21 protein-coding genes are annotated in these 22,986 nt (G+C 69.2%); 11 read left to right on the top strand and 10 right to left on the bottom strand.

The window, feature by feature from the left end:
* Window positions 1-1,626: a Wzz/FepE/Etk N-terminal domain-containing protein gene (locus ACXC9Q_RS24570; RefSeq protein ID WP_457059009.1), complete on the bottom strand. Its 1,626-nt coding sequence runs from the start codon at window positions 1,624-1,626 to the stop codon at window positions 1-3.
* Between the two features lie 186 nt (window positions 1,627-1,812).
* On the opposite strand from ACXC9Q_RS24570, the gene ACXC9Q_RS24565 reads away from it, so the two are divergent.
* Window positions 1,813-2,319: a MarR family winged helix-turn-helix transcriptional regulator gene (locus tag ACXC9Q_RS24565; protein WP_457059008.1), complete on the top strand. Its 507-nt coding sequence runs from the start codon at window positions 1,813-1,815 to the stop codon at window positions 2,317-2,319.
* Window positions 2,319-3,926 carry an MDR family MFS transporter gene (locus ACXC9Q_RS24560; protein ID WP_457059007.1) on the top strand — a complete coding sequence of 536 codons (1,608 nt, stop codon included), beginning with the start codon at window positions 2,319-2,321 and terminating at the stop codon, window positions 3,924-3,926. Before ACXC9Q_RS24565 ends, ACXC9Q_RS24560 begins: the two co-directional genes overlap by 1 nt.
* Here the strand turns inward: ACXC9Q_RS24560 and ACXC9Q_RS24555 are convergent.
* A complete protein-coding gene (locus ACXC9Q_RS24555) occupies window positions 3,923-5,179 on the bottom strand; it encodes an MFS transporter (RefSeq protein WP_457059006.1) in 1,257 nt (418 codons plus the stop codon). The two genes, ACXC9Q_RS24560 and ACXC9Q_RS24555, sit on opposite strands and share 4 nt — an antisense overlap.
* 18 nt (window positions 5,180-5,197) lie before the next feature.
* Window positions 5,198-5,785: an ArsR/SmtB family transcription factor gene (locus tag ACXC9Q_RS24550; protein ID WP_457059005.1), complete on the bottom strand. Its 588-nt coding sequence runs from the start codon at window positions 5,783-5,785 to the stop codon at window positions 5,198-5,200.
* A 124-nt stretch (window positions 5,786-5,909) separates the two neighbouring features.
* Here ACXC9Q_RS24550 and ACXC9Q_RS24545 point away from each other — a divergent pair, with 124 nt between their 5' ends.
* Together ACXC9Q_RS24545 and ACXC9Q_RS24540 are read left to right on the top strand one after the other, a co-directional pair.
* Window positions 5,910-6,410, top strand: a complete 501-nt coding sequence (locus tag ACXC9Q_RS24545) for an RNA polymerase sigma factor (protein WP_457059004.1) — start codon at window positions 5,910-5,912, stop codon at window positions 6,408-6,410.
* On the top strand, window positions 6,403-7,005 hold the full coding sequence (locus ACXC9Q_RS24540) for a hypothetical protein (protein WP_457059003.1): 603 nt from the start codon (window positions 6,403-6,405) through the stop codon (window positions 7,003-7,005). The genes ACXC9Q_RS24545 and ACXC9Q_RS24540 overlap by 8 nt, the downstream gene beginning before the upstream one ends.
* On the opposite strand, the gene ACXC9Q_RS24535 is transcribed toward ACXC9Q_RS24540, so the two are convergent.
* The 3 genes from ACXC9Q_RS24535 to dacB are packed head-to-tail and all read right to left on the bottom strand — an operon-like array spanning window position 6,995 to window position 10,509.
* The gene (locus tag ACXC9Q_RS24535; RefSeq protein ID WP_457059002.1) at window positions 6,995-7,942 is read right to left on the bottom strand and encodes a GNAT family N-acetyltransferase; all 948 of its coding nucleotides are present in this window, start codon (window positions 7,940-7,942) and stop codon (window positions 6,995-6,997) included. The two genes, ACXC9Q_RS24540 and ACXC9Q_RS24535, sit on opposite strands and share 11 nt — an antisense overlap.
* Window positions 7,939-8,892, bottom strand: coding sequence for a GNAT family N-acetyltransferase (locus ACXC9Q_RS24530; RefSeq protein WP_457059001.1), 954 nt, complete (start codon window positions 8,890-8,892; stop codon window positions 7,939-7,941). Before ACXC9Q_RS24530 ends, ACXC9Q_RS24535 begins: the two co-directional genes overlap by 4 nt.
* A gap of 45 nt (window positions 8,893-8,937) precedes the next feature.
* Window positions 8,938-10,509, bottom strand: a complete 1,572-nt coding sequence (gene dacB / locus ACXC9Q_RS24525) for a D-alanyl-D-alanine carboxypeptidase/D-alanyl-D-alanine endopeptidase (RefSeq protein ID WP_457059000.1) — start codon at window positions 10,507-10,509, stop codon at window positions 8,938-8,940.
* Between the two features lie 149 nt (window positions 10,510-10,658).
* On the opposite strand from dacB, the gene ACXC9Q_RS24520 reads away from it, so the two are divergent.
* The 4 genes from ACXC9Q_RS24520 (at window position 10,659) to ACXC9Q_RS24505 (ending at window position 14,854) form a co-directional block, all read left to right on the top strand.
* The gene (locus ACXC9Q_RS24520; RefSeq protein WP_457058999.1) at window positions 10,659-11,144 is read left to right on the top strand and encodes a CBM35 domain-containing protein; all 486 of its coding nucleotides are present in this window, start codon (window positions 10,659-10,661) and stop codon (window positions 11,142-11,144) included.
* 148 nt (window positions 11,145-11,292) lie between these two features.
* Complete coding sequence (locus tag ACXC9Q_RS24515; protein ID WP_457058998.1) at window positions 11,293-13,413, top strand: alkaline phosphatase family protein; 2,121 nt, start codon at window positions 11,293-11,295, stop codon at window positions 13,411-13,413.
* Window positions 13,414-13,416: 3 nt separating this feature from the next.
* Window positions 13,417-14,181, top strand: coding sequence for an MBL fold metallo-hydrolase (locus ACXC9Q_RS24510; RefSeq protein WP_457058997.1), 765 nt, complete (start codon window positions 13,417-13,419; stop codon window positions 14,179-14,181).
* Window positions 14,182-14,257: 76 nt separating this feature from the next.
* Entirely contained in the window at window positions 14,258-14,854 is a 597-nt protein-coding gene (locus ACXC9Q_RS24505; RefSeq protein WP_457058996.1) for a DedA family protein, read from the top strand.
* On the opposite strand, the gene ACXC9Q_RS24500 is transcribed toward ACXC9Q_RS24505, so the two are convergent.
* Complete coding sequence (locus ACXC9Q_RS24500; RefSeq protein ID WP_457058995.1) at window positions 14,840-15,481, bottom strand: TIGR03085 family metal-binding protein; 642 nt, start codon at window positions 15,479-15,481, stop codon at window positions 14,840-14,842. The genes ACXC9Q_RS24505 and ACXC9Q_RS24500 overlap by 15 nt on opposite strands.
* A gap of 166 nt (window positions 15,482-15,647) precedes the next feature.
* Between ACXC9Q_RS24500 and ACXC9Q_RS24495 the strand changes: the two genes are divergently transcribed.
* Together ACXC9Q_RS24495 and ACXC9Q_RS24490 are read left to right on the top strand one after the other, a co-directional pair.
* Window positions 15,648-17,495, top strand: a complete 1,848-nt coding sequence (locus ACXC9Q_RS24495) for an ABC transporter ATP-binding protein (protein ID WP_457058994.1) — start codon at window positions 15,648-15,650, stop codon at window positions 17,493-17,495.
* The gene (locus tag ACXC9Q_RS24490) at window positions 17,492-19,288 is read left to right on the top strand and encodes an ABC transporter ATP-binding protein (RefSeq protein ID WP_457058993.1); all 1,797 of its coding nucleotides are present in this window, start codon (window positions 17,492-17,494) and stop codon (window positions 19,286-19,288) included. The genes ACXC9Q_RS24495 and ACXC9Q_RS24490 overlap by 4 nt, the downstream gene beginning before the upstream one ends.
* A gap of 86 nt (window positions 19,289-19,374) precedes the next feature.
* Here ACXC9Q_RS24490 and ACXC9Q_RS24485 read toward each other — a convergent pair whose 3' ends face one another.
* Window positions 19,375-19,683, bottom strand: coding sequence for a Fe-S cluster assembly protein HesB (locus ACXC9Q_RS24485; RefSeq protein WP_328521596.1), 309 nt, complete (start codon window positions 19,681-19,683; stop codon window positions 19,375-19,377).
* Between the two features lie 129 nt (window positions 19,684-19,812).
* Complete coding sequence (locus ACXC9Q_RS24480; protein WP_457058992.1) at window positions 19,813-20,823, bottom strand: hypothetical protein; 1,011 nt, start codon at window positions 20,821-20,823, stop codon at window positions 19,813-19,815.
* Between the two features lie 172 nt (window positions 20,824-20,995).
* Between ACXC9Q_RS24480 and ACXC9Q_RS24475 the strand changes: the two genes are divergently transcribed.
* Window positions 20,996-21,862: a GNAT family N-acetyltransferase gene (locus ACXC9Q_RS24475; RefSeq protein ID WP_457058991.1), complete on the top strand. Its 867-nt coding sequence runs from the start codon at window positions 20,996-20,998 to the stop codon at window positions 21,860-21,862.
* Here ACXC9Q_RS24475 and ACXC9Q_RS24470 read toward each other — a convergent pair.
* On the bottom strand, window positions 21,859-22,965 hold the full coding sequence (locus ACXC9Q_RS24470) for a dipeptidase (protein ID WP_457058990.1): 1,107 nt from the start codon (window positions 22,963-22,965) through the stop codon (window positions 21,859-21,861). The two genes, ACXC9Q_RS24475 and ACXC9Q_RS24470, sit on opposite strands and share 4 nt — an antisense overlap.
* Window positions 22,966-22,986 lie beyond the last annotated feature (21 nt).

Here is a 22,986-nt window from a genome sequence, read left to right as displayed (position 1 = left end):
TCACCCCCGTGGCGGCCGCGCCGACGAGTGCGTGTCCCCGGTCGGCCCGAACGTGAAGTGGGGATCGGACGTTCGCTCCGTCCGTCCACCGGCTCGGAGAGCTGCCGGCTTCCACAGCCGGCGTACCAACCTCTGCCAGCGGCGCTCGCGCCGGTAGATATAACCGACGACGTCGGAGTCGACCTGGTCCAGTCGGTCCGCGACGGTGACGTGGTCGTCGACAGGCTCGCCGGGGCCGAGGACGAGGACGGCCGCGTCGGAGTCGTGCACCAGGTCCACCGCGGTCGCGGCATGCAGCAGCCCGGGGGAGTCGATGAGGACGAGCTCGAAGGATTCCTTGGCTTCCGCGATCAGCTTCGCGACGGCCTCCGGGTAGGGCACACCGGACGGCTGACGCGCCCGGGCGTAGCCAACCGGGAGAACGGCGACGGCCGAGTTGAGCGGGCTTGACTCCACGCAGTCCGACACCGCGCAGCGACCGGACACCACTTGCCCGAAGCCGTCGGCCGGTCGGCTGCCGGGAAGCAGGAGGCCGGTGAGGCCGCCCTCACCGGTGTCGGCGTCGACCGCCAGAACCGGCGTGCCGCTCTCGGCGACGGCGAGGGCGATGTTGGCCACGACCGTACTCCGGTCGCTCTCGCTGCCGGCGGAGACGAAGGCGACGACCAGGTGCCGGTCGCGGCCGACGCGAATCCGCTCGACCGAACCCGCGCTGAACCGGAACGCCTCGGCGGCAGGGGAGTCCGGATCACGGGCCACCGGCAAGGGATCGGTGGCCTCCGTGTGGCCGGGAATGATCCTGTTCCGCGTCGGCGGGATGTCGCCGATGAGTGGCGCGTCGTAGATCGCCGCCGGATCATCCGGTCCCTCGACGCAGCGGTGGCGCCGGGCGCGTGCGTACGCCAGCCCGGCAGCCAGCCCGAGCCCGGCCACCAGCCCGATCGCCGCGGACCGCTTCGAATTGCCGTTGATCGGCACCTGCGGTTCCGGTGCCCAGCCGATGGTCGGATGGGTGGCGAGATCCACCTGCAGGTTGAGCAGGGTCTGGGCCCGTTGCTTCAGCAGGTCGGCCTGCTGGCCCTTGGTCCGCGCGTCCCGGATCGCTCGCTCGACGGCGGCGACGGAGGCCGCTCCCTGAGTCGCGATCTCTGCCGAGCGCACCTCGTCGAATGCCTGGAGCGCAGCGTTGACACCGGCCTGGGCCACCATGGCGTCGGGCCAGGTGAACGAGACCGCGACGATGCTCGAGCCGAAGCTGCCGGGCGTGGCGTGCTCCGGTGGAGTGATCACCAACGCGCTCGCCTGGCCGCTGAAGTCCGCCGGGGACAGCATGGTGCCGTTCAGGGTCGTGTTGGCGATCCGGGCGGCGCGGTCGGCCACCCGCTGGGACTGCAAGAGCAGCACCTGGCTGTCGAAGTACTGGTCGGGGGCCTCACTCTGGGCGGAGGCGCTCTGCGGGACCGTGACCGTGGCGCTCGCGCGGTACACCTCCGCTTGCACCAGCGAGTAGGCCAGCGCGGCAGCTGCCACCAGGAAACTGATGATCAGCACCATGACGCGATAACGGCGTACCGCGCCGAAGACGGTCGGCTCGAACCGGCCTTGATCGATTCTCGTGGCCATCATGGCCTCACCTCAGTCGCTCCCCTGGACTTCGGTGCACCGCCCCAGCAAATGCCCCCTTCCGGGCGATGATAGACGGAGAGTCGCCAAAAGGGGGTCGTTTCGGCCGAAGACTTACACTCCGTAAACGGAACCGGCCAGTCTGCCATATGGTTGCAGAAACCAACTATCGCAATATATAGTTGGGTTATGCAACTAGCTCAGCAACCCCTTGTCCCGGGGGTAGAGCGGGACGCGTCGGCCCAGGAACTGCTCGAAGGTGTCAGCTCATTGGTGCGGGCCGTGCGCTGTATCGAACATCGGCACCTGATGCCCGACGGCGGTCTGCGCCGTTCCGACGCGAGTGTGCTCAAGGTCCTGCTGCGCGACGGCGAGCAGCGCGGCGGCGAGATCGCCACCAAGCTCGGCGTCGACGCGTCGGTGGTGAGCCGGCAATTGACCGCCCTGGAGGCCGACGGACTGGTGAGCCGTCGGCCGGATCCGGCCGATGCCCGGGTCGGGCTGGTCAGCCTGGCGCCGCGCGGAAGGGCCCAGTTGGAGTCCCTCTACTCGTCCTACACCCAGCATCTTCGTGCCGCCCTGGCGGACCTCGACGACGACGCGCTGCTGGCCGCTGCGGACACCATGCAGCGGATCGCGCACGCCATCACCGAGGCCGGTCAGGGCGTGCGGCGCCCCCAATCGACTGGAGACTGATGACTGTCACGGAGACCCGGCAGCAGCACCTGCCCGCTGCACCGGAACTCACCCATCGCGAGATCCTCGAGATCCTGATCGGCCTGCTCGCCGCGCTGTTCACGGCGATGCTGAGCTCGACGATCGTCAGCAACGCCCTGCCGACGATCATCGCCGACCTCGAAGGCACCCAGACGCAGTACACCTGGGTGCTGACCGCGAGCCTGCTGGCCACCACGGTGTCCACCCCGATCTGGGGCAAGCTCGCCGATCTGATCAACAAGAAACTGCTGGTGCAGCTGGCGATCTCGCTGTTCGTGGTCGGCTCCGCTTTGGCCGGCCTGTCCCACAGCGTGCCGTTCCTGATCGGTGCCCGCGTCCTGCAGGGCCTGGCGATGGGCGGTCTGATGGCGCTGGCGCAGGCCATCATCGGCGCGGCGATCCCGCCCCGCAACCGCGGCCGGTACGCCGGCTACATGGGTGCGGTGATCGCGGTCGCGACCGTGAGCGGCCCGCTCATCGGCGGCGTCATCGTCGACACCTCCTGGCTGGGCTGGCGCTGGTGCTTCTACGTCTGCGTCCCGCTGGCCGTGATCAGCCTGGTGATCCTGCAGAAGTACCTGCACCTGCCGACCTTCAAGCGTGAGGTCCGGATCGACTACCTCGGCGCGATTCTGATCACCGTGGCCGCGAGCCTGCCGCTGCTCTGGGTCAGCTTCGCCGGCCAGAACTTCGCGTGGATCTCGTGGGAGTCGGCGCTGTTCGTCGGTGGCACGTTGCTCTTCGCCATCGTCGCCGTAGTCGTTGAGAGCCGGTTCCCGGAGCCGCTGGTTCCGCTGAAGGTCGTCAAGCAGCGCACCACCGCGCTGGCGATCGTGGCGAGCGTAGCGGTCGGCGTCGCGATGTTCGGCAGCGCGCTGTTCCTCGGTCAGTACTTCCAGATCGCCCGTGGCTACAGCCCGACCGAGGCCGGCCTGCTGACGATCCCGATGATGCTCGGCTCGTTCCTCGGGTCGATCGGCTCGGGGCAGATGATCACCCGCTACGGCAAGTGGAAGCGGTACCTGGTCAGCGGTGCCATCCTGCTGGTCATCGGCCTGGTCCTGCTCGGCACGATCGACCACACCACGCCGTACTGGTACACCGGTCTCGGCATGCTGGCGATGGGGCTCGGCATGGGTATGACCATGCAGAACCTGGTCCTCGCCGTACAGAACACGGTCGACGTCCGTGAGATCGGCGCGTCGAGTGCCACGGTCTCGTTCTTCCGCAGCCTTGGTGGTGCGGTCGGCGTGGCGGTGCTGGGCGCCGTACTCGCGGCGCGGGTCAAGGACCTGATCATCCAGGGGCTGCTGGCCGGCCCCGGCGGTGCCGAGGCGGCGCGGAAGCTGCAGGACGGTGGATCCGGCGGCACGAGCCTGCTGGACGTCAACCACTTGCCGCCGCAGCTGGCCGAGCTGGTGCGGCAGTCGTACGGCGACGCCACCGGACGGGTCTTCCTGATCGCGGCCGCGTGCGCCCTGGTCAGCCTGGTGGCCGTGTTCTTCATCAAGGAGGTCCCGCTGCGGCGCACCGTCGCCAAGGTCGACGAGATCGAGGACCTGGTCGACAGCAGCGTGCACGACTAAAGCTGAGGTGGTTGCAGACCGGCCAGGTCGCGGGTGCGGATGATCGGTGAACGGGCCAGCCAGAGCACGGACAACAGGCCGCCGGCCGCGGAGACGAGAAGGGTTTCGCGGACACCGATCCAGGTGCCGAGGAATCCTCCGACGACCGCGCCGAGCGGCCTGACGCCGTAGTTGATGCTGCTGAACGCGCCCGCGACGCGGCTGCGCATGTGGTCGTGGGTGACGGCCGCCTGCAGTGAGTTCAGCGGTACGTCGAAACACATCACGGCGAACGTCGCGACGAACATGCCGCCGGCCAGCACCGCCGCGCGGACCCAGTCCGGCCCATGGGCGAGGACCGCCAGCGCCATCGAGCCCGGAAAGATGATCGTCCCGGCTGCGATCACCCGGCCGGCCCCGAAGATCCGGGTCAAGGGGCCGGCTGCGACCGCGCCGAGCAGACCGCCGGACGAGCCGATCCCGAAGGCCAGACCGATCGTGCCAGGCGAGAGTCCGAGATCGCGGCTGGCGTACAGCACCAGCAGTGCCATGCCGATCATGTTGAAGAAGTTGACCGTGGTCGCGCAGCCGAGGCTGCGGCGCAGGTACGGGTGCTTGAGCAGGTAGCGCATCCCGGTCCGGGCCCGGGACAGCAGCGACTCCGGCGTCTCGTCGGCCGCTCCCGGTGGGACGTCGAGCCGGCTGATCCGGATCGCCGAGAACACGAACGACAACGCGTCCACCACGATCGCGACCGGCGCGCTCAGCCATTGCACGAGTACGCCGCCGACCGCGGGGCCGCCCATGAACGAGATCGAGCGGGTCGCCGACAGCTTGCCGTTCGCCTCGAGGAAGTGGTCCCGGTCGACCAGCCGGACGAAGAACGACGCGTACGCGGTGCCGAACACGACGCCCGCCGTACCGGCCAGGATCGCGATCACGTAGAGCTGGCCGAGGCTGAGCAGGTCCAGCCAGTACGCCACCGGGATCGTGAGCAGCAGGATCGTGCGGGACACATCGGCGGCGATCATCAGCGGCCGCTTGTCCCGGCGCTGGTCGACCCAGGACCCGACGAACAGACTGGCCAGGCTCGGCAGCCAGACCGCCGCGGTCAGGAAGCCGACCTGGCTGGGGGAGGCGTCGAGCAGCGTGACGGCGATCAGCGGCAGCGCGAGTTCGGAGATCCGGTCGCCGAACTCGGACACGGTCTGCGCGGACCAGAAGGTCCGGAACTGCCGATCGTGCCAGAGACTGCGGGCGGCATCAGTCTTCACGGGATCCCCCCAGGAGATTCAGTTTGTTGCTTCGGGCAATGACATGCGGAGGTAGCGGACCGGCTGGGCGCCGGCCGGTGTGTCGCCGGCGTCGCGGCGCTGGACGTACGGCGCGAGCAGTTGCTCGATCGCGGACTCGATCGCCTCGGCCTCCGCGGGCGTGAGGATCAGGAGGGTGTTCGCGGATCCGGCCAGCCGGCTCCACTCGGGATCGAGGACGGGCTCGGTCTCGGCGATCCAGTGCTGGGCGGATTCGAGCGCCTGGTTCATCATCTCGGTCCGCAGCAGGCGGCCCGCCTCGGTGCCCTCCGGGGTGTCCGGCATCGCGTACCGGAACCCGCGGGCGACCGCGTTCCACCACCGCTGCCGCCGGTCCGACCCACTCGGTGGTGGTCCGTCGACCACCAGGCCGAAAGTCGCCAGATGCCGCAGGTGCCAGCTGGTGACCGACGGCGAGGCACCGACGTGCTCGGACAGCTGCGTGGCGGTGGCCGGGCCGTTCTTCTGCAGGTAGCTGAGCGCGGCGAGCCGGACCGGATGCGCCAGCGCCCGCATGGCCTGTGGGTCGGTGATCTCGAAATCGCCGTACGGATTTCTGAGAGACATGTTTCGAGAGTAATCTCTCAGATCTCCGAAGGGCAACCCCGGAGACTTTCTCCGCGGCGGACGGAACCGGACTGGCAGGTCGCGCGTGTTAGCCGTGTAATGAGCGGTGGGGAGGTGGTACCGGGTGCCGGACGACCCTGAGCTGGTGTCGGACGTGGCCGCGCTGTACCGGCGGACCTGGCCGCGGCTGATCGGCGTGCTGGTGTCGATCGGGGGAACGTGGGCCGACGCCGAGGAGGTCGCCCAGGACGCGTACGTGAAGCTCCTCGCCCGCTGGGACTCGATCCGCCGGTACGACGATCCGGAGGCCTGGGTCCGGGCGGTCGCGGTCCGGGCGCTGATCAGCCGGCTGCGCCGGCAGCAGGTCGCACACCGGGCGCTGTCGAAGCTCACTGGCCGGCCCGGAACGGTTCGGGGACCGGATGGCGACGCCTTCGACGTGGCGGCCGCGCTGGCCCGGATCACGCCGGATCAGCGGGCGGTCGTCGTACTGCATCACGTCATGGACCTGCCGGTGGAGCAGATCGCAGAGGAACTGCAAGTCCCACTGGGAACGGTGAAGTCCCGGCTGGCCCGAGCCCGGCATGCGCTCGGTCCGCTGCTGGAGGTGTCCGAGAATGCGTAGCCGTCTGGTCGAGTACGTCGACAAACAGACACCGGACGAGGCGCCGCCGTTCGAGTACGTCGAGCAGGCCGTCAGAGAGCGGCGCCGGCGAAAGTACGTCGTGTCCGCCGCGGTCGCGGCGGTCGTGGTCGTGGCCGGCATCATCGCGGGCATCGGGGTCCCGCGGGCACTGCGTGAACCGGTCACCCCGGAGCCGACGCCCACGGTGCCGGCGCCGAAGGCGGTGGACGACGGTCCGCCGCCGCAGGAGTTCAGGATCGGTTCCATCCGGCTGTTGCTGCGTGGCGAGATCGCGGTGACAGCGGTCACCCCGGATCCTCGCGACGCGTCGGTGCTCATCGTGAACGTCGCGCCCGACGAGATCGCGATCGAGCCGTGCGCGCCGAACACCATCGTCCGGATCCTGTCCCAGGACGACCAGTCGATCCGGGTCGCGGCGTACCGGTACGGCGTCGGACCGGATCAGAACGAAGGCCATCTGTGCGCCCAGCGGAGCAGGGCGCCGACCACGCTGCGGATCAGGCTGCGGAGTCCGCTCGACGGCCGCACGGTGTACGCCGGCAGCACCGGTCAGCGAGTCGTCCTCAGACAGTGATGGTCCGGCGCCAGATGTCGCTGATCAGGTCGGGCCGCATTCCGACCCCGGTGTAGAGCGCGACCGCCGGCGTGGGGTTGCTGCTGTCCACGTGCAGGATGGTGCCGGATCGTCCGGCGGCCGCGTCGACGGCGAAGGCGTTCTGCAGCAGGAACTTGGCCAGCCCGCGGCCACGTGCTTCCTCGATGACGGCGAGCCGGCCGACGTACCCGCAGTTGTCGGTGCTGACGAAGTTGTCGTTGCACTCGGTCACAGCGACTGCCTGCCCGTCGAGTTCAACCGTGGTCAGCTGAGACCAGTCGAAGGTCGATCGGCTCTCCCGCGACGCCGCCCACTCCTCGAACGGCCGCGGCAACGCCGACGGCTGCCCCCTGAAAGCCTCGATCAGTACGGCGTGCGCCGCCCGGCGACTCGGTTCGTCGAGGGCCCCGCGCCGTACGACTGCACCGTCCGGCGCCGTGGGTGGCGGGACCGGGCCGTCGAAGGTGATGCGCATGCGATGTATCGAGGTACCGATCTCGAACCCCTGGGCGGCGACGATTCCTCGCAGGAACTCGTCCTGGCGGATGACTGCGACGCTCATCAGCACGTCGGCTCGTCCGGCGGCTTGCGCGACCTCGACGGCCCGGCGCGCGGCCCGATCAAGCAGCCACATCACGATCGCGGGCGTCTCACTCAGCGCTTCGACGTTCACTCGCGACCCGTCGCCGGAAGACAGGGCAGTCGCGGATCCGGCGAAGCCGCCGTCCGGGTCGAGCACGACCCATCCGTCCGTCGCGGGGTTGAAGCCGGGGTCGCCCAGATAGTTCGCGACGTCCTCGGGGCTGTGCTTCGCAAAGCCGAGCAAGGCCCGCGTGTAGTCGCCGGAGTGCGCGGCGATCGTTGCGGCGTCGGTCAGCCGCATCGGCCGGGCGGTGTGGCCGGCGGGCAGAGTCATACCGCGTCGACCTCGAGCCGGAGGACGTCCATCACCAGCTCGGCCCGCATGCCGACCGAGAGGTACAGGCCGAGCGCCGGGGTGGGGTTGTTGGTGTCGACATGCAGGATCGTGCCGGTCCGCCCGGCCGCGGCGTCCAGGGCGAACTGGTCGCGCAGCAGGAACGTCGCCAGCCCCTTCCCACGGGCTTCCTCGAGGACGCCCAACCGGCCGATGTAGCCGCAGTTCTCGTCCTCGACGAACTGGTCCGTGCACTCCCGCAGCGCGACTGCCCGGCCGTCGATCTCGAGCAGCGTCGTCATCGACCAGTCGAACGTCGACTGGCTCTCGTGCGCCACCTGCCACTCCTCGAACGTCCGTGGCGTGAACCCGAACTGCCCCTCGAAGGTCTTCGTCAGTACGGCGTGCGCCGCCCGCTGACTGTCTTCGTCCGGAGCTCCCCGGCGCACCGTGACACCGGTCGGGACCGCCGGCGCGGCGACCGGACCGTCGTGATCGATCCGCATCCGGTGGTACGTCGTAGCGGGCTTGAACCCGTCGTCCGTCAGCCGATCCCGGCGGGCCTCGTCGGCGCGATAGGCGACGGCGTCGAGCTGCACCGCCGGGTGTCCGTACTGGGTGGCGAACTCGCCCGCCCGGCGCGTGATCCGGTCGAGGAGGTAGCTCCAGACCACCGGGTCGGTGGTGTAGGCGTCCAGATCGAGGTGGCGGTGGTCGCCGCGGCCGGAGACCATGCCGAAGCCGGCGAGCCGGTCTCCGTCGAAGACCAGCCAGGCGTCGGTCGCGGGCTCGAACCCGGGGTCGGTGAGTTGGTCGACCATGTCGTCGAGGGTGTAGTCGGCGAAGCCGATCACGGCCGTGTTGTAGGCGGACACCAGGGCGAAGACCGCCTCCGCGTCGTCCTTCGTCGGCGGGCGAACGGTGTGGGTATCCGGCAGGACGGCGGTCATTCACCTATCGTGGTGAACGACCGCCGTACTGTCGAACGGATTAGCTCAGCAGGCCTTCTCCCACTCGAGGTCGCAGGTGGTCTGAGCAGAGCGCAGGTTCTGCGGCGACACCGCCGCCGGGGGAGCCTGGTCGGACCAGGAGGCCAGCGTGACGCCGACCGCGTCCTCGATCGAGCGCGGGCTGTCCAGGTAGTTGTTGCTGAGCATCGAGAAGACCAGCTTGCGGCCGTCCTTGGTGCTCACATAACCCGACAGCGCCGTCACGCCGGTCAGCGAGCCGGTCTTGCCGTGCAGGTTGTTGGCGGCCGGGGTGTTGAGCATCCGGCTGCGCAGCGTCCCGCCGACGAAGCGTTCCGGGTTGCCGGCGATCGGCAGCGCGTCGTACCACTGCTGCCACCACGGCTCCTTCTTGGCGCCGATCAGTACGTCGGTGACGCTGTCGGCTGTGACGTTGACCTTGCGGGACAGGCCGGAGCCGTCGGAGAGCCGGATCCGGCTGGTGTCGACGCCGATGCTCTGGGCGTAGTCGGTGACGACGCCCAGTCCGGCCGACCAGCTGCCGTCGGCCTCGACGACCGCGCCCATCGCCTTGACCAGCGTCTCGGCGTGCATGTTGTTGGAGAGCTTGAGGAACGGCGTCATCAGTTCGCCGACCGTCATCGACTCGTCCCGGGCCAGCTGCTTGGCGGTCGAGGGAGTGGCGGCGTTCTCGATCCGGCCGCTGACCTGGATGCCCTGGGATGCCAGTGCGCGGCGGAAGACGTCGGCCGCGTAGAGCTCCGGCTCCCACACCGTCACCCACTCCTGACCGACCGAGGCGCCCAGCGGGACCGAACCGGTCACCCGGACGACGTTGGTGCCGTGATCGCGCTCGATGTTCAGCGTGTTGGACGACCCGGCCGCGCCGGTCGTCGCGGTGTTGATCAGCTTGATGACGCCGTTCGCCGGGACCAGTGAGAGGTTCACCGGTGTACCGGCCGCCGCTCCGGGCCGGCTCTCGACGATCGCCGTACCCGAGTCGTAGTCGGTGTTCGGGGCGAGCGTGAGGGCGGAGATCTGGGCGTTGTAGTAGAACGGCTCGTCGTCCCAGGCCCAGCTGTCACCGAGCCGGACGTGGTCGAAGTACGTGTCGTCGGCGATCAGGTCACCGTCGACGCGGCGTACACCGGCCGCGCTCAGTTGCTTGGCCAGTCCGACGTAATCGGACTCCAGTGCGGTCGGATCGCCGTACCCCTTGAGGTACAGGTCGCCGCGCAGCTTGCCGCCCCGGACGGGCGCGGTCGCCAGCACGTCGGTGTGGAAGCGGTACGACGGGCCGAGGACGTGCATCGCGGCCGTCGACGTGAAGAGCTTGGTGTTCGACGCGGGCAGCATCCGCTGATCGCCGTTCCGGTCGTACAACGTCTCGCCGGTCGTCGCGTCGCGGACCACCAGCGCGACCTGCGAGCCGTCGTACCGGCTGTCGTTCAGCAGGCTGTCCAGCCGCTGTTGCAGCGCCGTCCCTTGGACGGCGGTCGGCGCTCCGGCCGACTGGGAGACCACCCCACCGACGGCCGCCGCCACTGCAGCGATGGAGGCGACCACCGCGCGCCCCGACACTCTCGGTAAATACTTCACGAGAAACTCCCTCAACCCAGGCGGAAATCAACTAGCGGGAGTCTCCACCCCCGATCGCCCCGGGTCCAGTGATCAGCGCGATTGACCTCTCGCTCTGAAGGTGAATCGATGGAAAAGTTCTCCGCACAGGTACCCGCCCCACCTGAGGAGTGACATGCGCAGACGACTTCTGGCGGCCGTGGTGGCACGGCTGGGTGAACGGCTCGCGGCATCTGTACGTCGCCGACGTCGGGTGGGCGAACGACTACCCGGTCGTCCGGGGCAGCCGGGTCCGGTACGAGGCTGAGCGCGGAACGCTGAACCACTGCACGGTCCGCTCGAACGCCGCCGGCGCCTCGGACGGCAAGGTGGTCGCGTACATCGACTACGCCGACTCCTGGGTGGAGAACTCGCTCTTCGCGCCGGTCGCGGGTGGTTACACGCTGCACGTCGGGTACGCCAACGGTTCGGGCGCGACCGCCAGCCACGGACTTGTTGTCAACGGCAACAGTCAGGGCGTGGTCAGCTACCCGGTCACCGGCTGGGACAACTGGCAGCAGAGCTCGGTCTCGGTGACGCTCAACGCCGGGTGGAACACCATCCGCCTGACGAAGGGTGACCTCTACACGGAGGTTGACTACCTCGAGTTGCAGTGAGGTTGCCGGGTCAGGGGATCACCCCGCGGGACCCCGGTTCTGACCCGGGAACCACCCGTCCGGTGCGTGGCGTGGTGCCCCGGCCCTGCGGCCCGCCTCGTACTCTCGGTAGAGCACAGCGGCACCGACCGGGAGCACGAAGCGGGCGATGACGAAACCACCAGAACAGATGTCCGGCGACCGGCGGCGGAGACGTCCGCGGCCGGTCTGGCTGGACCTGCGCCGGACCGGCCGGGGCCTGCGGGCGATGCTGCTCGGCGGTCTGGCCTCGCTGATCTCGCTGATCATCGTGTTCTGGACGCTGCCGCAGATCAGCAGTGACGGCCGGCTGCCGATCGTGCGGCTGGTCGTGCTGCTGGCGGTCTTCTCGATGCTGATGCGCTGGGCGCTGGCCGGGGTCGCGATCCTGATCGGCTCGATCGGCGTGCTCGTCGGGGGACTGCTGTCGCAGTTCGGCGTCGTCTACCTCGGCATCACCGTGGATCCGGGCGTGACTCTGCACGGCGGCGTCGAGGCGCCACTGCTGGTCGCGATCTGGATGTCGACGGTGAGCGCGTTCGTCGGCTGGGTCGCGTACGCCGGCACCGACGACGCGTACGTCGCCGAGGTGATGCGGGTCGTGCACCGGCGGGCCCGGAAGATCGAGGCCGCGCCGAAGACCGGGATGCTGATCATCCAGATCGACGGGCTGTCCGAGCCGCTGCTGAACTGGATGGTGCTGGCCGGGAACCTGCCCAACCTCGGCGGCTGGATCCGGGACGGCCGGCACTCGATGGTCGGCTGGCACACCGGCGTACCGGCGACCACCCCGGCCAGTCAGGCCGGCATCCTGCACGGCGGCTCCGGGCAGATCCCCGCGTTCCGGTGGTACGAGAAGGAGACCGGCCGGGTGATGGTGACCAACCGTGGCCGGGACGCCGCCGAGATCGAGACGCGGATGTCGACCGGGCGGGGGCTGCTGGCCGACGGCGGGGTCAGCATCAGCAACAACTGGTCCGGGGACGCGGACAAGTGCGAACTCGTCTTCAGCCGGGCCGGCCTGCCGGACAGCCGGAGCCGCGGCTATGTCCGGTTCTTCTCCAGTCCGCAGGGTGCGGCCCGCGGCCTCATCCTGTGTTTCGCCGAGATGGTGAAGGAGTTGCACCAAGCCCGGCGGCAGCGGGTCCGGCACCTGGTCCCACGGGTCAAGCGCGGTGGGTCTTACATCTTCCTGCGGGCGATCAGCAACGTCCTGCTCCGCGACCTCAACGTCTCGCTGATCACCGACGAACTGGTCAAGGGCACCCCGGTGATCTACTGCGACTTCGTCGACTACGACGAGGTCGCGCACCACGCCGGCCCGACCCGGCCGGAGTCGCTGCAGACGCTGGAGGGTCTGGACCGGGTGCTCGGCGCGCTACAGCGGATCATCGACATCCTGCCGCACTCGTACGAGATCGTGGTCCTGTCCGACCACGGCCAGAGCCAGGGCTCGACCTTCCTGCAGCGGTACGGCCGGACGCTCACCCAGGTCGTCGACGACCTGGTCGACACCACCAAGGAGTCGGTCGCGGCGGTCGGGAGATCCGAGGGCTGGGGCCCGGTGAACGCCTTCCTGACCGAGCTGTCGCTGCGCCGGAGCGTGGCCGGAACCGTCACCCGCAGAGCCCTGCACGGCAAGGCCAGGAGCGGTGAGTTCGAGCTCGGCCCGAAGGACTGCGAGCCGCCGGTCGCCGCCGATGAGCAGGTCGTGGTCACCGCTTCGGGCAACCTCGCGCTGATCTACCTCGCGACCACCCCGGGGCGGGTGCCGCTCGAAGAGATCGAGCTGCTGCACCCGAAGCTGGTGAACGGTCTGGCGACGCACCCAGGGGTCGGGTTCATCGTGGTCGACTCGCTGGCCGAGGGACCGGTCGCGATCGGGCGGGCCGGGGTCCGGGTGCTGCGGTCCGGCCGGATCGAGGGGGAGGACCCACTGGCGCCGTACGGGCCGTTCGCGCCGGCGTCGATGCTGCGGCAGGCCGAGATGCCGCACAACGGCGACATCGTGGTGGTCAGCCGGCTGGACGACTACACCCACGAGGTGGCGGCGTTCGAGGAGCTGGTCGGATGCCACGGCGGGATCGGCGGCTGGCAGACCGAGGCGGTCCTGGTGCACCCAAGTCGTTGGGTCTTGAAGGAGCCTCCCGTAGGCTCCGACGCGGTTCACGAACTGCTGATCAGCTGGCTGGAGAAGCTGGGCCAGCGCAAGGACCTGCGGGAATCGGTCGAGTCGAGTCTGGAGGCCTGAAGCGTGCGGATCACCTGGTGGGGGCACGCCACCACCACCATCGAGGCCAACGGCACGCGGCTGCTGACCGACCCGGTGCTGACCTCGCGGATCGCGCACGTGCGCCGGCGGCGCGGACCGGCTCCGCTGCCCGAGGCCGGCCAGTGTGACGCCGTACTGGTCTCGCACATGCACGCCGACCACCTCCACCTCAGCTCGCTGCCGCTGGTCGCGCCGGACGCCGCGCTGGTGGTGCCCCGGGGCGCGGCCAAGCTGATCCACCAGGACAGCGGCGCCGCGTTCTCGGACCGCTGCATCGAAGTTGCCCCGGGCAATCAGATCCGGATCGGGTCGCTTGACATCACCGTCGTCACCGCGCTTCACGACGGGCGCCGGCTGCCGTGGTCGTCGTACGCCGGACCGGCCCTGGGATACCGGGTGGAAGGTTCGCCCAGCGTGTGGTTCGCCGGTGACACCGACCTGTACGACGACTTGGCCACGGAAGCCGGACCGGTCGACCTGGCCCTGGTGCCGGTCGGCGGCTGGGGGCCGTCGCTCGGTCCAGGACATCTGGATCCGGTCCGTGCGGCGGAAGCGGTTCGCCTGGTCGGCGCCCGGAGAGCGATCCCGATCCATTTCGGGACGTTCTGGCCGATCGGGTGCGACTGGTTGAAGCCGGAGCTGTTCCTGCCACCGGGGGACAAGTTCAAGACCGCGATGACCGAAGTGGCTCCCGAGGTGTCGGTAGAGCTCCTCGCACCAGGAGAGTCGACCGAGGATGCCCCGTGAACGAGCGCAGCGAGTTTCACCATCCTGCACAGTGCGCTCGTGCCTCATCCGCGCCCGGAGCGAAGCGAGGACGTGGATGAGTGGGGACACGCGGTTCGACCTGTGGTACCTCATTGCGCTGGCCGGGGCGGTGCTGGTCGGCGCGGTCCTGCCGGTGCTCCCGACCGGCGCGGCCGTCTCGGCGGGCGCCGTACTCGCGCTGCACAACAATCCGATCGGGCTGGGCGGCGTACTGATCGCCGGTATGGCCGGCGCGTATGCCGGCGACCTGATCGTGTATGCCGGCTGCCGGTTCGGCGGTGAACGGCTGGCCAAGCGGGTCGGGTGGCTGCGCGACAATGCCTCGCTCGACGCACTGCGGGTCCGGCTGGACGCGCACGAGATCAGCGTGCTGCTGACCTCCCGGCTGATCCCGGGAGGCCGGGTGCCGGTGCTGCTCGCGGCCGGCCTGGCCGGGTACCCGTGGGAGCGGTTCGCGGTGGTGGACCTGGCCGCGTCGTCGCTGTGGGCCGCGGTCTACATGGCTATCGGGCTGCTCGGGTATGCGCTTTTCGACGAGCCGTGGGAGGGCGTGCTGGCGGCGATCGTGCTCGTCGTGCTCGTGACCGTGCTCAGCAGCCTGGTCCAGCGGGCGCGGCGCAATCGGGCCGCCGCGAAATCAGACTCCGAATGAGGCGCTGCGGAGCCGCTCGACCGTCTCCGCGTCGCCGTCCAGCTCCACGTCGGCCACCTGCTGGCGGCCCATGCAGAACAGGACCAGCTCGGCCGGCGCCCCGGTGACGGTCACCGACCCCAGCTCGGTCGGCCGCTTAGCGACGGACGTCGTCCCGTCCGGAAGCCGGAGCACCATCCCGCTCGGCGCCCTTCGGATCAGCGTCTTCGCGCCGAGCCGGATCGACTTCCACAGTCCCGCCTCCTGATCGGCCGGCAGTGTGCGAATGTCGTACGTCGGCTGCGCCCGGCGGACGTCCTCGTGGTGCACGAAGTACTCGGTCGTGTTCAGCTGGTGACCGAACTTGGGGAACGCGTAGATCGAGATCGGCGGCGGCCCGTTGCGGACCTTGTCAACCACCTCCGTGAAGCTGTAGCGCTCCTTGGCCCGTTTCATCCGCCGCTGGGTGGTCTCCGCCAGCGCCGGGATCATGATCCCCGGCCCGGCCATCGGATCCGCTTCCCGGACATACAGATGGACGGCGAGATCGTACGTCGCCCACCCTTCACAGAGCGTGGGCTGGTCAGGCCCCAACTGGTCGAACAGATCACACAGAGCGAGTCGTTCTACCCGGCTGTAGTCGGTCACAACTCGATCGTAATCACCAGTTGCAACTTCCTGTTTCCGTCCCTCAGCCACAGGTGGAGGGACGGAAAGCAGAAGACAGGAGGGGGAGCCGGGGTGGCAGAATGTCAATCGTTGTCATGCCTATGCCCGGTGTTCGCACCTGACTGTCCTGGAGAGCGTCTTGCCCATGCCGAAGGTCCCCGACAAGGGCAGCGTCACCCGGAGAGGGCTCGCGGTTCTGCGGGTGGCGATCTGGGAGGAGCCGCGGATCTTCACGCTGTCCGTGCTGGCCGCGATGCTCTACGGCGCGATGACGGTGGCCGGCGGCTGGGCGCTCGGCTGGGCCACCGACCACGTGCTCCGGCCGGCCTTCGAGAGTGGTGACACCACCTTCGCCGCGATCGCCTCGCTGATCGGGTTGTTCATCGGGATCGCGATCCTGAACGCGATCGGCGTGGTCGGGCGTCGGCTCGGCGCCGGTGTGATGCAGTTCCGGCTGCAGGCGACGTACCGCCGCCGGGTCACCCGGCAGTACCTGAAGCTTCCGCTCGAGTGGCACCACCAGCACTCGACCGGCATGCTGCTCTCGAACGCCAACGCGGACGTCGAGTCGACCTGGTTCGTGATCGCTCCGCTGCCGATGGCGATCGGGGTGCTCGCGATGCTCGGGTTCGCGACCGTCGCGATGTTCGCGGCCGACGTCTGGCTCGCGCTGGTCGGCTGCCTGGTGTTTCCGCTGGTGTTCCTGGCGAACGTGATCTTCCAGCGCTACCTGCAGCCGCTCGCCACCCGGGCGCAGCAGTTGCGGGCGGATGTCTCCGAGGTCGCGCACGAGTCGTTCGACGGTGCGCTCGTGGTGAAGACGCTGGGCCGTGAGAGCGCCGAGACCGAGCGCTTCCGCGCCCCGACGTACGCGCTCCGGGACGCGAACATCGCGGTGAACAAGGCCCGCGGCATGTTCGATCCGGTGATCGACGGCCTGCCCCGGCTGGGGGTGCTCGGGGTGCTGCTGGTCGGTGTCTACCGGGTCAGCTCCGGCGGCGCCGACGCGGGTGACGTGGTCCAGGTCGCGTTCTTGTTCACGCTGATCGGGTTCCCGATCCGCGCGCTCGGCTGGGTGCTCGGCGAGCTGCCGCGCTCGGTCGTCGGGTGGGATCGCATCCAGCGGGTGCTCACCGCCGAGGGCGGGATGGAGTACGGCGATGCCGTGCTGACGTCGGCGAAGGCGGCCCGGTTGCAGGTGGCCGGCGTGCGGTTCGGGTACCTGCCGGAGCGCGACGTACTGGCCGGTGTGGACTTCGTCATCGAGCCCGGCCGGACTGTCGCGATGGTCGGACCGACCGGTTCCGGGAAGTCCACGATGACCACGCTGCTGACCCGGCTGATCGACCCGGAGGAGGGTGCGATCAAGCTCGACGGCGTCGATCTGCGCGACCTGGCCCGGGACCAGCTGGCCGGCTCGGTCGCGCTGGTGGCGCAGACCGCGTTCCTGTTCGACGACACGATCCGCGGCAACATCACGCTCGGCGGCGACTACAGCGACGAGGACGTCTGGGACGCTTTGCGGATCGCCCAGGGCGACGGCTTCGTGAAGGGGCTGCCGCATGGTCTGGACACCAAGGTCGGCGAGCGCGGTACGACGCTGTCCGGTGGTCAACGGCAGCGCATCGCCCTGGCCCGGGCGCTGGTACGGCGACCTCGGCTGCTGATCCTGGACGACGCGACCAGCGCGGTGGACCCGCAGGTCGAGGCGCGGATCCTGGCCGGGCTGCGGTCCGCGGTCCAGGGTGCCGAAGCGGCGACGACCGTGCTCGTGATCGCCTATCGGAAGGCGACGATCTCGCTAGCGGACGAGGTGCTGTTCCTCGACGAGGGCCGGATCGCGGCGCAGGGGACGCACACCGACCTGCAGGAGACGTCGGCTGCCTACCGCAACCTGGTCGACGCCTACGAGAAGGACGCGGAGCGCCGCCAGGAAGAGGCGGACCTGGCCGCTGAGATCGAAGACCTCGATTCGGAAGGAGCGTCGGCGTGAGCGCGGCGGAAGCGAGTCGGCTGGACCATGCGGACGACGCGAGTGGCCTGGACACGTTGCGGCAGGGGCTGAAGGTCTCGCCCGAGCTGGCCAACGGCTGGTGGGTCACGGGGATCCTCGCGCTGACCATGACGGCCGGGCGGATCGTCGTACCGATCGCGGTTCAGCAGACGATCGACAAGGGCCTGTCCGGTGCGGGCGGCCCGGACATCTCGTACGTCGCGTGGATGTGCCTGGTCTGCACGCTGGGCATCGTGGTCACGGCGGGAGCGTCGTACCTGACGACAGTGCGGCTCGCGATCAACTCGGAGCACGGGCTCGCGACGATGCGGATCAAGGCGTTCCGGCACGTGCACGACCTGCCGGTGCTGACGCAGAGCACGGAGCGGCGCGGAGCGCTGGTCAGCCGGGTCACGTCGGACGTGGACACGGTCTCGCAATTCTTGCAGTTCGGTGGATTCATCTTCCTGGTCAGCATCGGGCAGATGCTGCTCGCCACCGTGGTGATGTTCTTCTATTCCTGGCAGCTGGCCCTGGTCGTGCTGGGGTGCTTCATCCCGCTGTTCGCCAGCCTGAAGTATCTGCAGCGCGCGATGTCCAAGGCCTACGGTGTGGTCCGCGCGAAGGTCGGCGAGATGCTGTCCGCGATCGCGGAGCCCGTGGTCGGCGCACAGGTGGTCCGCGCGTACGCGGTCGAGAAGCGGACCCAGGACCGCATCGACGCCTCGATCGAGGACTACCGGCGGACCGCGACCAGGGCACAGGCGCTCACCGGTGTGACGTTCTCGATCGGCGGTCTGGCGGCGGGCCTGGCCAACGCCGGTGTGCTGTCGGTCGGCGTGCTGCTGGGTGTCGACAAGCAGGCGACATTGGGGGAGCTCCTCGCGTTCATGTTCCTGGTCGCGCTGTTCTCGGATCCGGTGCAGATCGCGACCCAGGTGCTGACCGACGCGCAGAGCGCGTTCGCCGGGTGGCGTCGGGTGCTCGGTGTGATCGCGACCCCGGCCGATGTGGTCGACCCGGGCGATGCGGGGGTGAAGCAGCCGCGCGGTCCGATCACGGTCGACTTCGCGGACGTGGACTTCGCCTACCCGGAAGGCGAGTTGGTTCTGCGCGATGTCGACGTACGGATCGAGCCGCACCGGCGGGTGGCGGTGGTCGGTGAGACCGGGTCCGGCAAGACGACGTTCGCGAAGCTGCTGACCCGGTTGATGGATCCGACCGCCGGCGAGGTCCGGCTAGACGGGGTGGACGCGCGGGAGATCTCGTTCGAGTCGCTGCGGGAACGGGTCGTGATGGTGCCGCAGGACGGGTACCTGTTCGACGCGCCACTGGCCGAGAACGTGCGGTTCGGGCGTCCGGAAGTGACGGACGAGCAGTTGCTCGAGGCCTTCCAGTCACTCGGGCTGACCGACTGGCTGGAGTCGCTGCCGGACGGTCTGCAGTCGCCGGTCGGCCAGCGGGGCGAGTCGCTGTCCGCGGGTGAGCGTCAGCTGGTCGCGCTGGTGCGGGCGAACATCGCCGACCCCGATCTACTCGTGCTCGACGAGGCGACATCGGCCGTCGACCCCGGCACCGAGGTGCGGGTCAATGCGGCGCTGGAGCGACTGATGTCCGGGCGTACGTCGGTCACCATCGCGCACCGGTTGTCGACCGCGGAGGCGGCCGACGAGGTACTGGTCTTCGACAACGGCGAGATCGTCGAGCGAGGCCCACACGCGGACCTGGTCGACGCCGGCGGCGTCTACACCCGCCTCCACAACAGCTGGATCGCCCAACGAAGCGCCGTATAAACCCACACAACGGCCGGCGTCTAGGTGTGCGCGACGGCCGGGACCTCAGGGGAGGGGAGGGTCCCGGCCGTTCGCGGTCTCACCTGTCAGGCGGTCGGCGCAGTGCCGGCACCAGGCTGCGGTACCAGCAGGAACTCGACGCCGCCCTTGTCGTCGACCGCTGCGTCCAGAATCTTGTCGTCGAGCGCGTTCGCCGCGTTCTGCTCCAGGAACACCCGCGCTCCGGCTTCCTCGACCACCTGGTCACCGGGCCGCGGCGCTTCCGTCGTCGTCACCGCGAGCGCCGGATCCGCCGGGTTCTCCTGCGAGATCCGCACTCCGGCACCCTCCGGCGCGCCTTCGACCCCGGTGATGCTCTTGATCACCAGCGTCGCGTTCTCAGTCAGGGTAAGCACAACCACTCCATCCGTCGGTCAACACTGAACCCGCCCCGTGCCCCCTCACCCAAACGCCAAACACCACCGACTCCTTGAGCACGGACCAACCACGAATTCACGCCCAGCGCGGTCGACCCGTGCCCAAGGTCAGGCGACGTGGGCGCGAGCGATGGGTGCGAGGCGCCAGGAAGGGGGGTCGGTGGGGCGGGACGCGCCTCGGGCAAAGGCCGCTCGGAGACGAGCGACGAGGTCGGATCGGGGATTGATGACGTCTTCCCAGCCGAAATGCACGAGCTCGACACCTCGATCACTGAGGCGTTGGTCACGTCGGTGGCTCCTGCGCATCCTCTGTCTCCGCTCCGCTGCACTGTCGGCCTCGTACTTCGCCAATCCATCGCCTTCTCCCACCGTCCGGAACTGCGGCCACCAGAAGTCGACCCGTTCGGGCATCCACCCGAATCCATCGAAGAACTGTGCCTGGAGCACAGGCGCGGGCAACCCCGCCGCAGCGAACACCGCCCGCGCTATGGACTCCAGTGCGGACTCCGATCTCGCGTCGCCGAGGTCGATCGCAGACCGCGCTCGCAGGATTCCGGGCCAGCGTTGCTGCCGGTCGGCAACAGCCATCAGCTCATCGCGGGTCGCCGTACCCGTTCGCAGGGCGTGGTCGACTGTGACGATCGCTTCGCGGAGGGGCAACTCCCTGGCGAGATCGACAACGGTTCTCGCGATGCCCGTGACCGGGAGCCAGACATGGCGTGACACGTCCATAGCTGTCAGACCAGCTCGTCGTACGACGATGTCAGGACGACGCTGATTGCGCTGGGCCGTCGGTGGGCGGGTCAGCCACGTGGCTTCGATCGGCGGAGCGGACGAGCGGCCGCGGTCGGTCCAGAGGCTGAGGCCGGCCAGCCAAGCGGCACTGAAATGACTGATGATCGACCCTGGATAGGCCGCCCGGGCACAGGCGATCACCGCGACCTGGTCGTCGATGCGCCCGTCGATGTAGTGCCCGTGGTGGTGCCGCAGGTGGCCTCGCCGGACGAGCCGTCGAAGATCGGGGTCACCCAGGCCGAGGTCGTGCAGCTCCTGCCGGCGCCGCGGAGTGCGCGCCAGCACCAGCAGCTGCTCGCGGGCGACATCGTCAAGCCGATCCATTCACCAAGCCTGCCGCCTCACCATCGCCCCTCGCACCCCACCATCACCAACCTGTGGACAACGACCTTGGGCACGGGCCAACCGGATTTCGTCGGGGAATCTGGTTGATCGGTGCTCAAGGTCGCCGGAAAGTCGCGTGCGGGGTGTCGGTGGGGTGGTGTGTGATCGGGGGATGGCGATTGTGTTGGGGACTCTGGGGATCGATGGGTTGGGCGATGTTGTGCGGGTGCTGCGGGAGTGGCAGTACGACGAGGGTCCGGTGCAGCTGCATCCGGGGGACTTGGGGTGGTTCTGGCGGTTCGGTGATGAGGCGACGGCGGCGGCGATCAGGACCTGGAGCCGGGACGGGGAGATCCTGGCGGTCGGGATGCTCGACGATCCGGAGCTGCTGCGGGTCGCGATCGCGCCGGAGGCCCAGCGTGACGAGGAGCTCGCGCAGCGCCTGGTCGAGGACGTGTCCGCGCCGGAGGCCGGCGTACTGATCGAGGGCAAGGTGTACGTCGAGGCCCCGATGGGAGCGCTCGTCCAGGACCTGCTGTTCAAAGACGGCTGGAAGGCGGACGACCCGTGGGTGCCGCTGCGGCGCGACCTGAGCGAGCCCGTGCCGGATCCCGGTCTGCGGGTCGACGTCATCGGAGCTGAGGAGGCGCACGAGCGGACCGCCGTCCAGCGGGCGTCGTTCGACGGGTCGACGTTCACCGACGCCCGGTGGTACGCGATGGCTGACGGCGAGCCGTACGCCGACGCGCGCTGTCTCGTGGGCCGCAACCAGCTGGGTGAGTCCGTGGCGGCCGTGACCGTGTGGTCGGCGGGGGAGGGCAAGCCGGGGCTGATCGAGCCGATGGGCGTGCATCGACTGCACCGCGGGCGCGGCTACGGCACGGCGATCACGGTCGCGGCAGCGCGAGCTCTGCAGGAGCTGGGTTCGTGCAGCGCGGTCGTGTGCACGCCGGGCTTCAACGTCGGCGCGATCGCCACCTACGAGGCGGCGGGCTTCGAGCGGTTGCCCGAGACCAGAGACCTGTACCGGGACGCCTAGGCCGCTGCCTCGTCGGCGGCGCGGAGGACGCGGAGGATGTTGCCGCCGGCAAGTTTTGCCAGTTCGGTGTCGTTCCAGCCGCGGTCGGCCAGGGCCTCGAAGAGGGCCGGGTACGACGCGACGTCCGCGAGGCCGGTGGGGAACTCGGGGCAGCCGTCGTAGTCGCCGCCGAGGCCGATGTGGTCGACGCCGGCGATCCCGCGGACGTGGTCGATGTGGTCGACCACGTCGGCCAGGGTGACCTCGGGCTTCGGCACGTCGTAGGCTTCGGTCAGCTTCGCCTGGTCGGCCGGGTTCATCGGGTTCAGGTCCGGCTGCGCCTCCTTGGCTCCCTTGACCCAGTCGACGTACGCCTGGGAGACGAAGTACGGGACGAAGGTCACCATGCAGACGCCGTCGTTGCCGGCCAGGGTCTCGAGCACGTCGTCCGGCGCGTTCCGCGGTACGTCGCAGATCGCGCGGGCCGACGAGTGGCTGAAGATCGCCGGCGCGCTGGTCACCCGCAACGCGTGCCGCATGGTGTCCGCGGAGACGTGCGAGAGGTCGACCAGCATGCCGATCCGGTTCATCTCCCGGACGACCTCCTCGCCGAACTCGTTCAGCCCGCCGAGCACCGGCTCGTCGGTCGCGGAGTCCGCCCAGGACACGTTGTTGTTGTGGGTGAGCGTCATGTAGCGCACGCCCAGCTCCCGCATGACCCGCAGCACCCCGAGCGACTCACCGATCGAGTGGCCGCCCTCCATCCCCATCAGCGAGGCGACCCGCCCGGCCTTGATCGCGGCGTCGACGTCGTCCGCGGTCGATGCGAGCTGGAGCCAGGCCGGGAACCGCTCCACGAGCCGATGCACGAAGTCGACCTGCTCGAACGTACGCCGTACCGAGTGCTCGTCCTGTGGGACCCACAGGGACCAGAACTGCGCGCCGACGTGTCCGGTCCGCAACCGCGGCAGGTCCGTGTGCAGGGACGGCACCGAGCCGCTCAGGTCGTGGGCGTCCAGGTCGTACCCACACAGCTCGTAGAACGCGATCGGCAGGTCGTTGTGCCCGTCGATCACCGGGTGCTCGGTCAGCAGTTCCTGCACGCGTGCCTCACTCGTCGTCATGCCCTCATACTGTCAGCCCGT

It is taken from the genome of Kribbella sp. CWNU-51, assembly GCF_054073265.1.
The sequence above is the reverse complement of the archived record's forward strand: the minus strand, read 5'-3'. Positions and strand labels throughout refer to the sequence as shown.

Excerpts from the sequence above, each read along its gene's own strand:
- ACXC9Q_RS24495 (WP_457058994.1), top strand. The coding sequence starts at position 15,648 with ATGCCGAAGGTCCCCGACAAGGGCAGCGTCACCCGGAGAGGGCTCGCG.
- ACXC9Q_RS24550 (WP_457059005.1), bottom strand. The coding sequence starts at position 5,785 with ATGTCTCTCAGAAATCCGTACGGCGATTTCGAGATCACCGACCCACAG.
- ACXC9Q_RS24570 (WP_457059009.1), bottom strand. The coding sequence starts at position 1,626 with ATGATGGCCACGAGAATCGATCAAGGCCGGTTCGAGCCGACCGTCTTC.
- ACXC9Q_RS24530 (WP_457059001.1), bottom strand. The coding sequence starts at position 8,892 with ATGACCGCCGTCCTGCCGGATACCCACACCGTTCGCCCGCCGACGAAG.
- ACXC9Q_RS24560 (WP_457059007.1), top strand. The coding sequence starts at position 2,319 with ATGACTGTCACGGAGACCCGGCAGCAGCACCTGCCCGCTGCACCGGAA.
- ACXC9Q_RS24480 (WP_457058992.1), bottom strand. The coding sequence starts at position 20,823 with ATGGATCGGCTTGACGATGTCGCCCGCGAGCAGCTGCTGGTGCTGGCG.
- ACXC9Q_RS24505 (WP_457058996.1), top strand. The coding sequence starts at position 14,258 with ATGAGTGGGGACACGCGGTTCGACCTGTGGTACCTCATTGCGCTGGCC.
- ACXC9Q_RS24515 (WP_457058998.1), top strand. The coding sequence starts at position 11,293 with ATGACGAAACCACCAGAACAGATGTCCGGCGACCGGCGGCGGAGACGT.
- ACXC9Q_RS24470 (WP_457058990.1), bottom strand. The coding sequence starts at position 22,965 with ATGACGACGAGTGAGGCACGCGTGCAGGAACTGCTGACCGAGCACCCG.
- ACXC9Q_RS24535 (WP_457059002.1), bottom strand. The coding sequence starts at position 7,942 with ATGACTCTGCCCGCCGGCCACACCGCCCGGCCGATGCGGCTGACCGAC.
- ACXC9Q_RS24565 (WP_457059008.1), top strand. The coding sequence starts at position 1,813 with ATGCAACTAGCTCAGCAACCCCTTGTCCCGGGGGTAGAGCGGGACGCG.
- ACXC9Q_RS24475 (WP_457058991.1), top strand. The coding sequence starts at position 20,996 with ATGGCGATTGTGTTGGGGACTCTGGGGATCGATGGGTTGGGCGATGTT.
- ACXC9Q_RS24540 (WP_457059003.1), top strand. The coding sequence starts at position 6,403 with ATGCGTAGCCGTCTGGTCGAGTACGTCGACAAACAGACACCGGACGAG.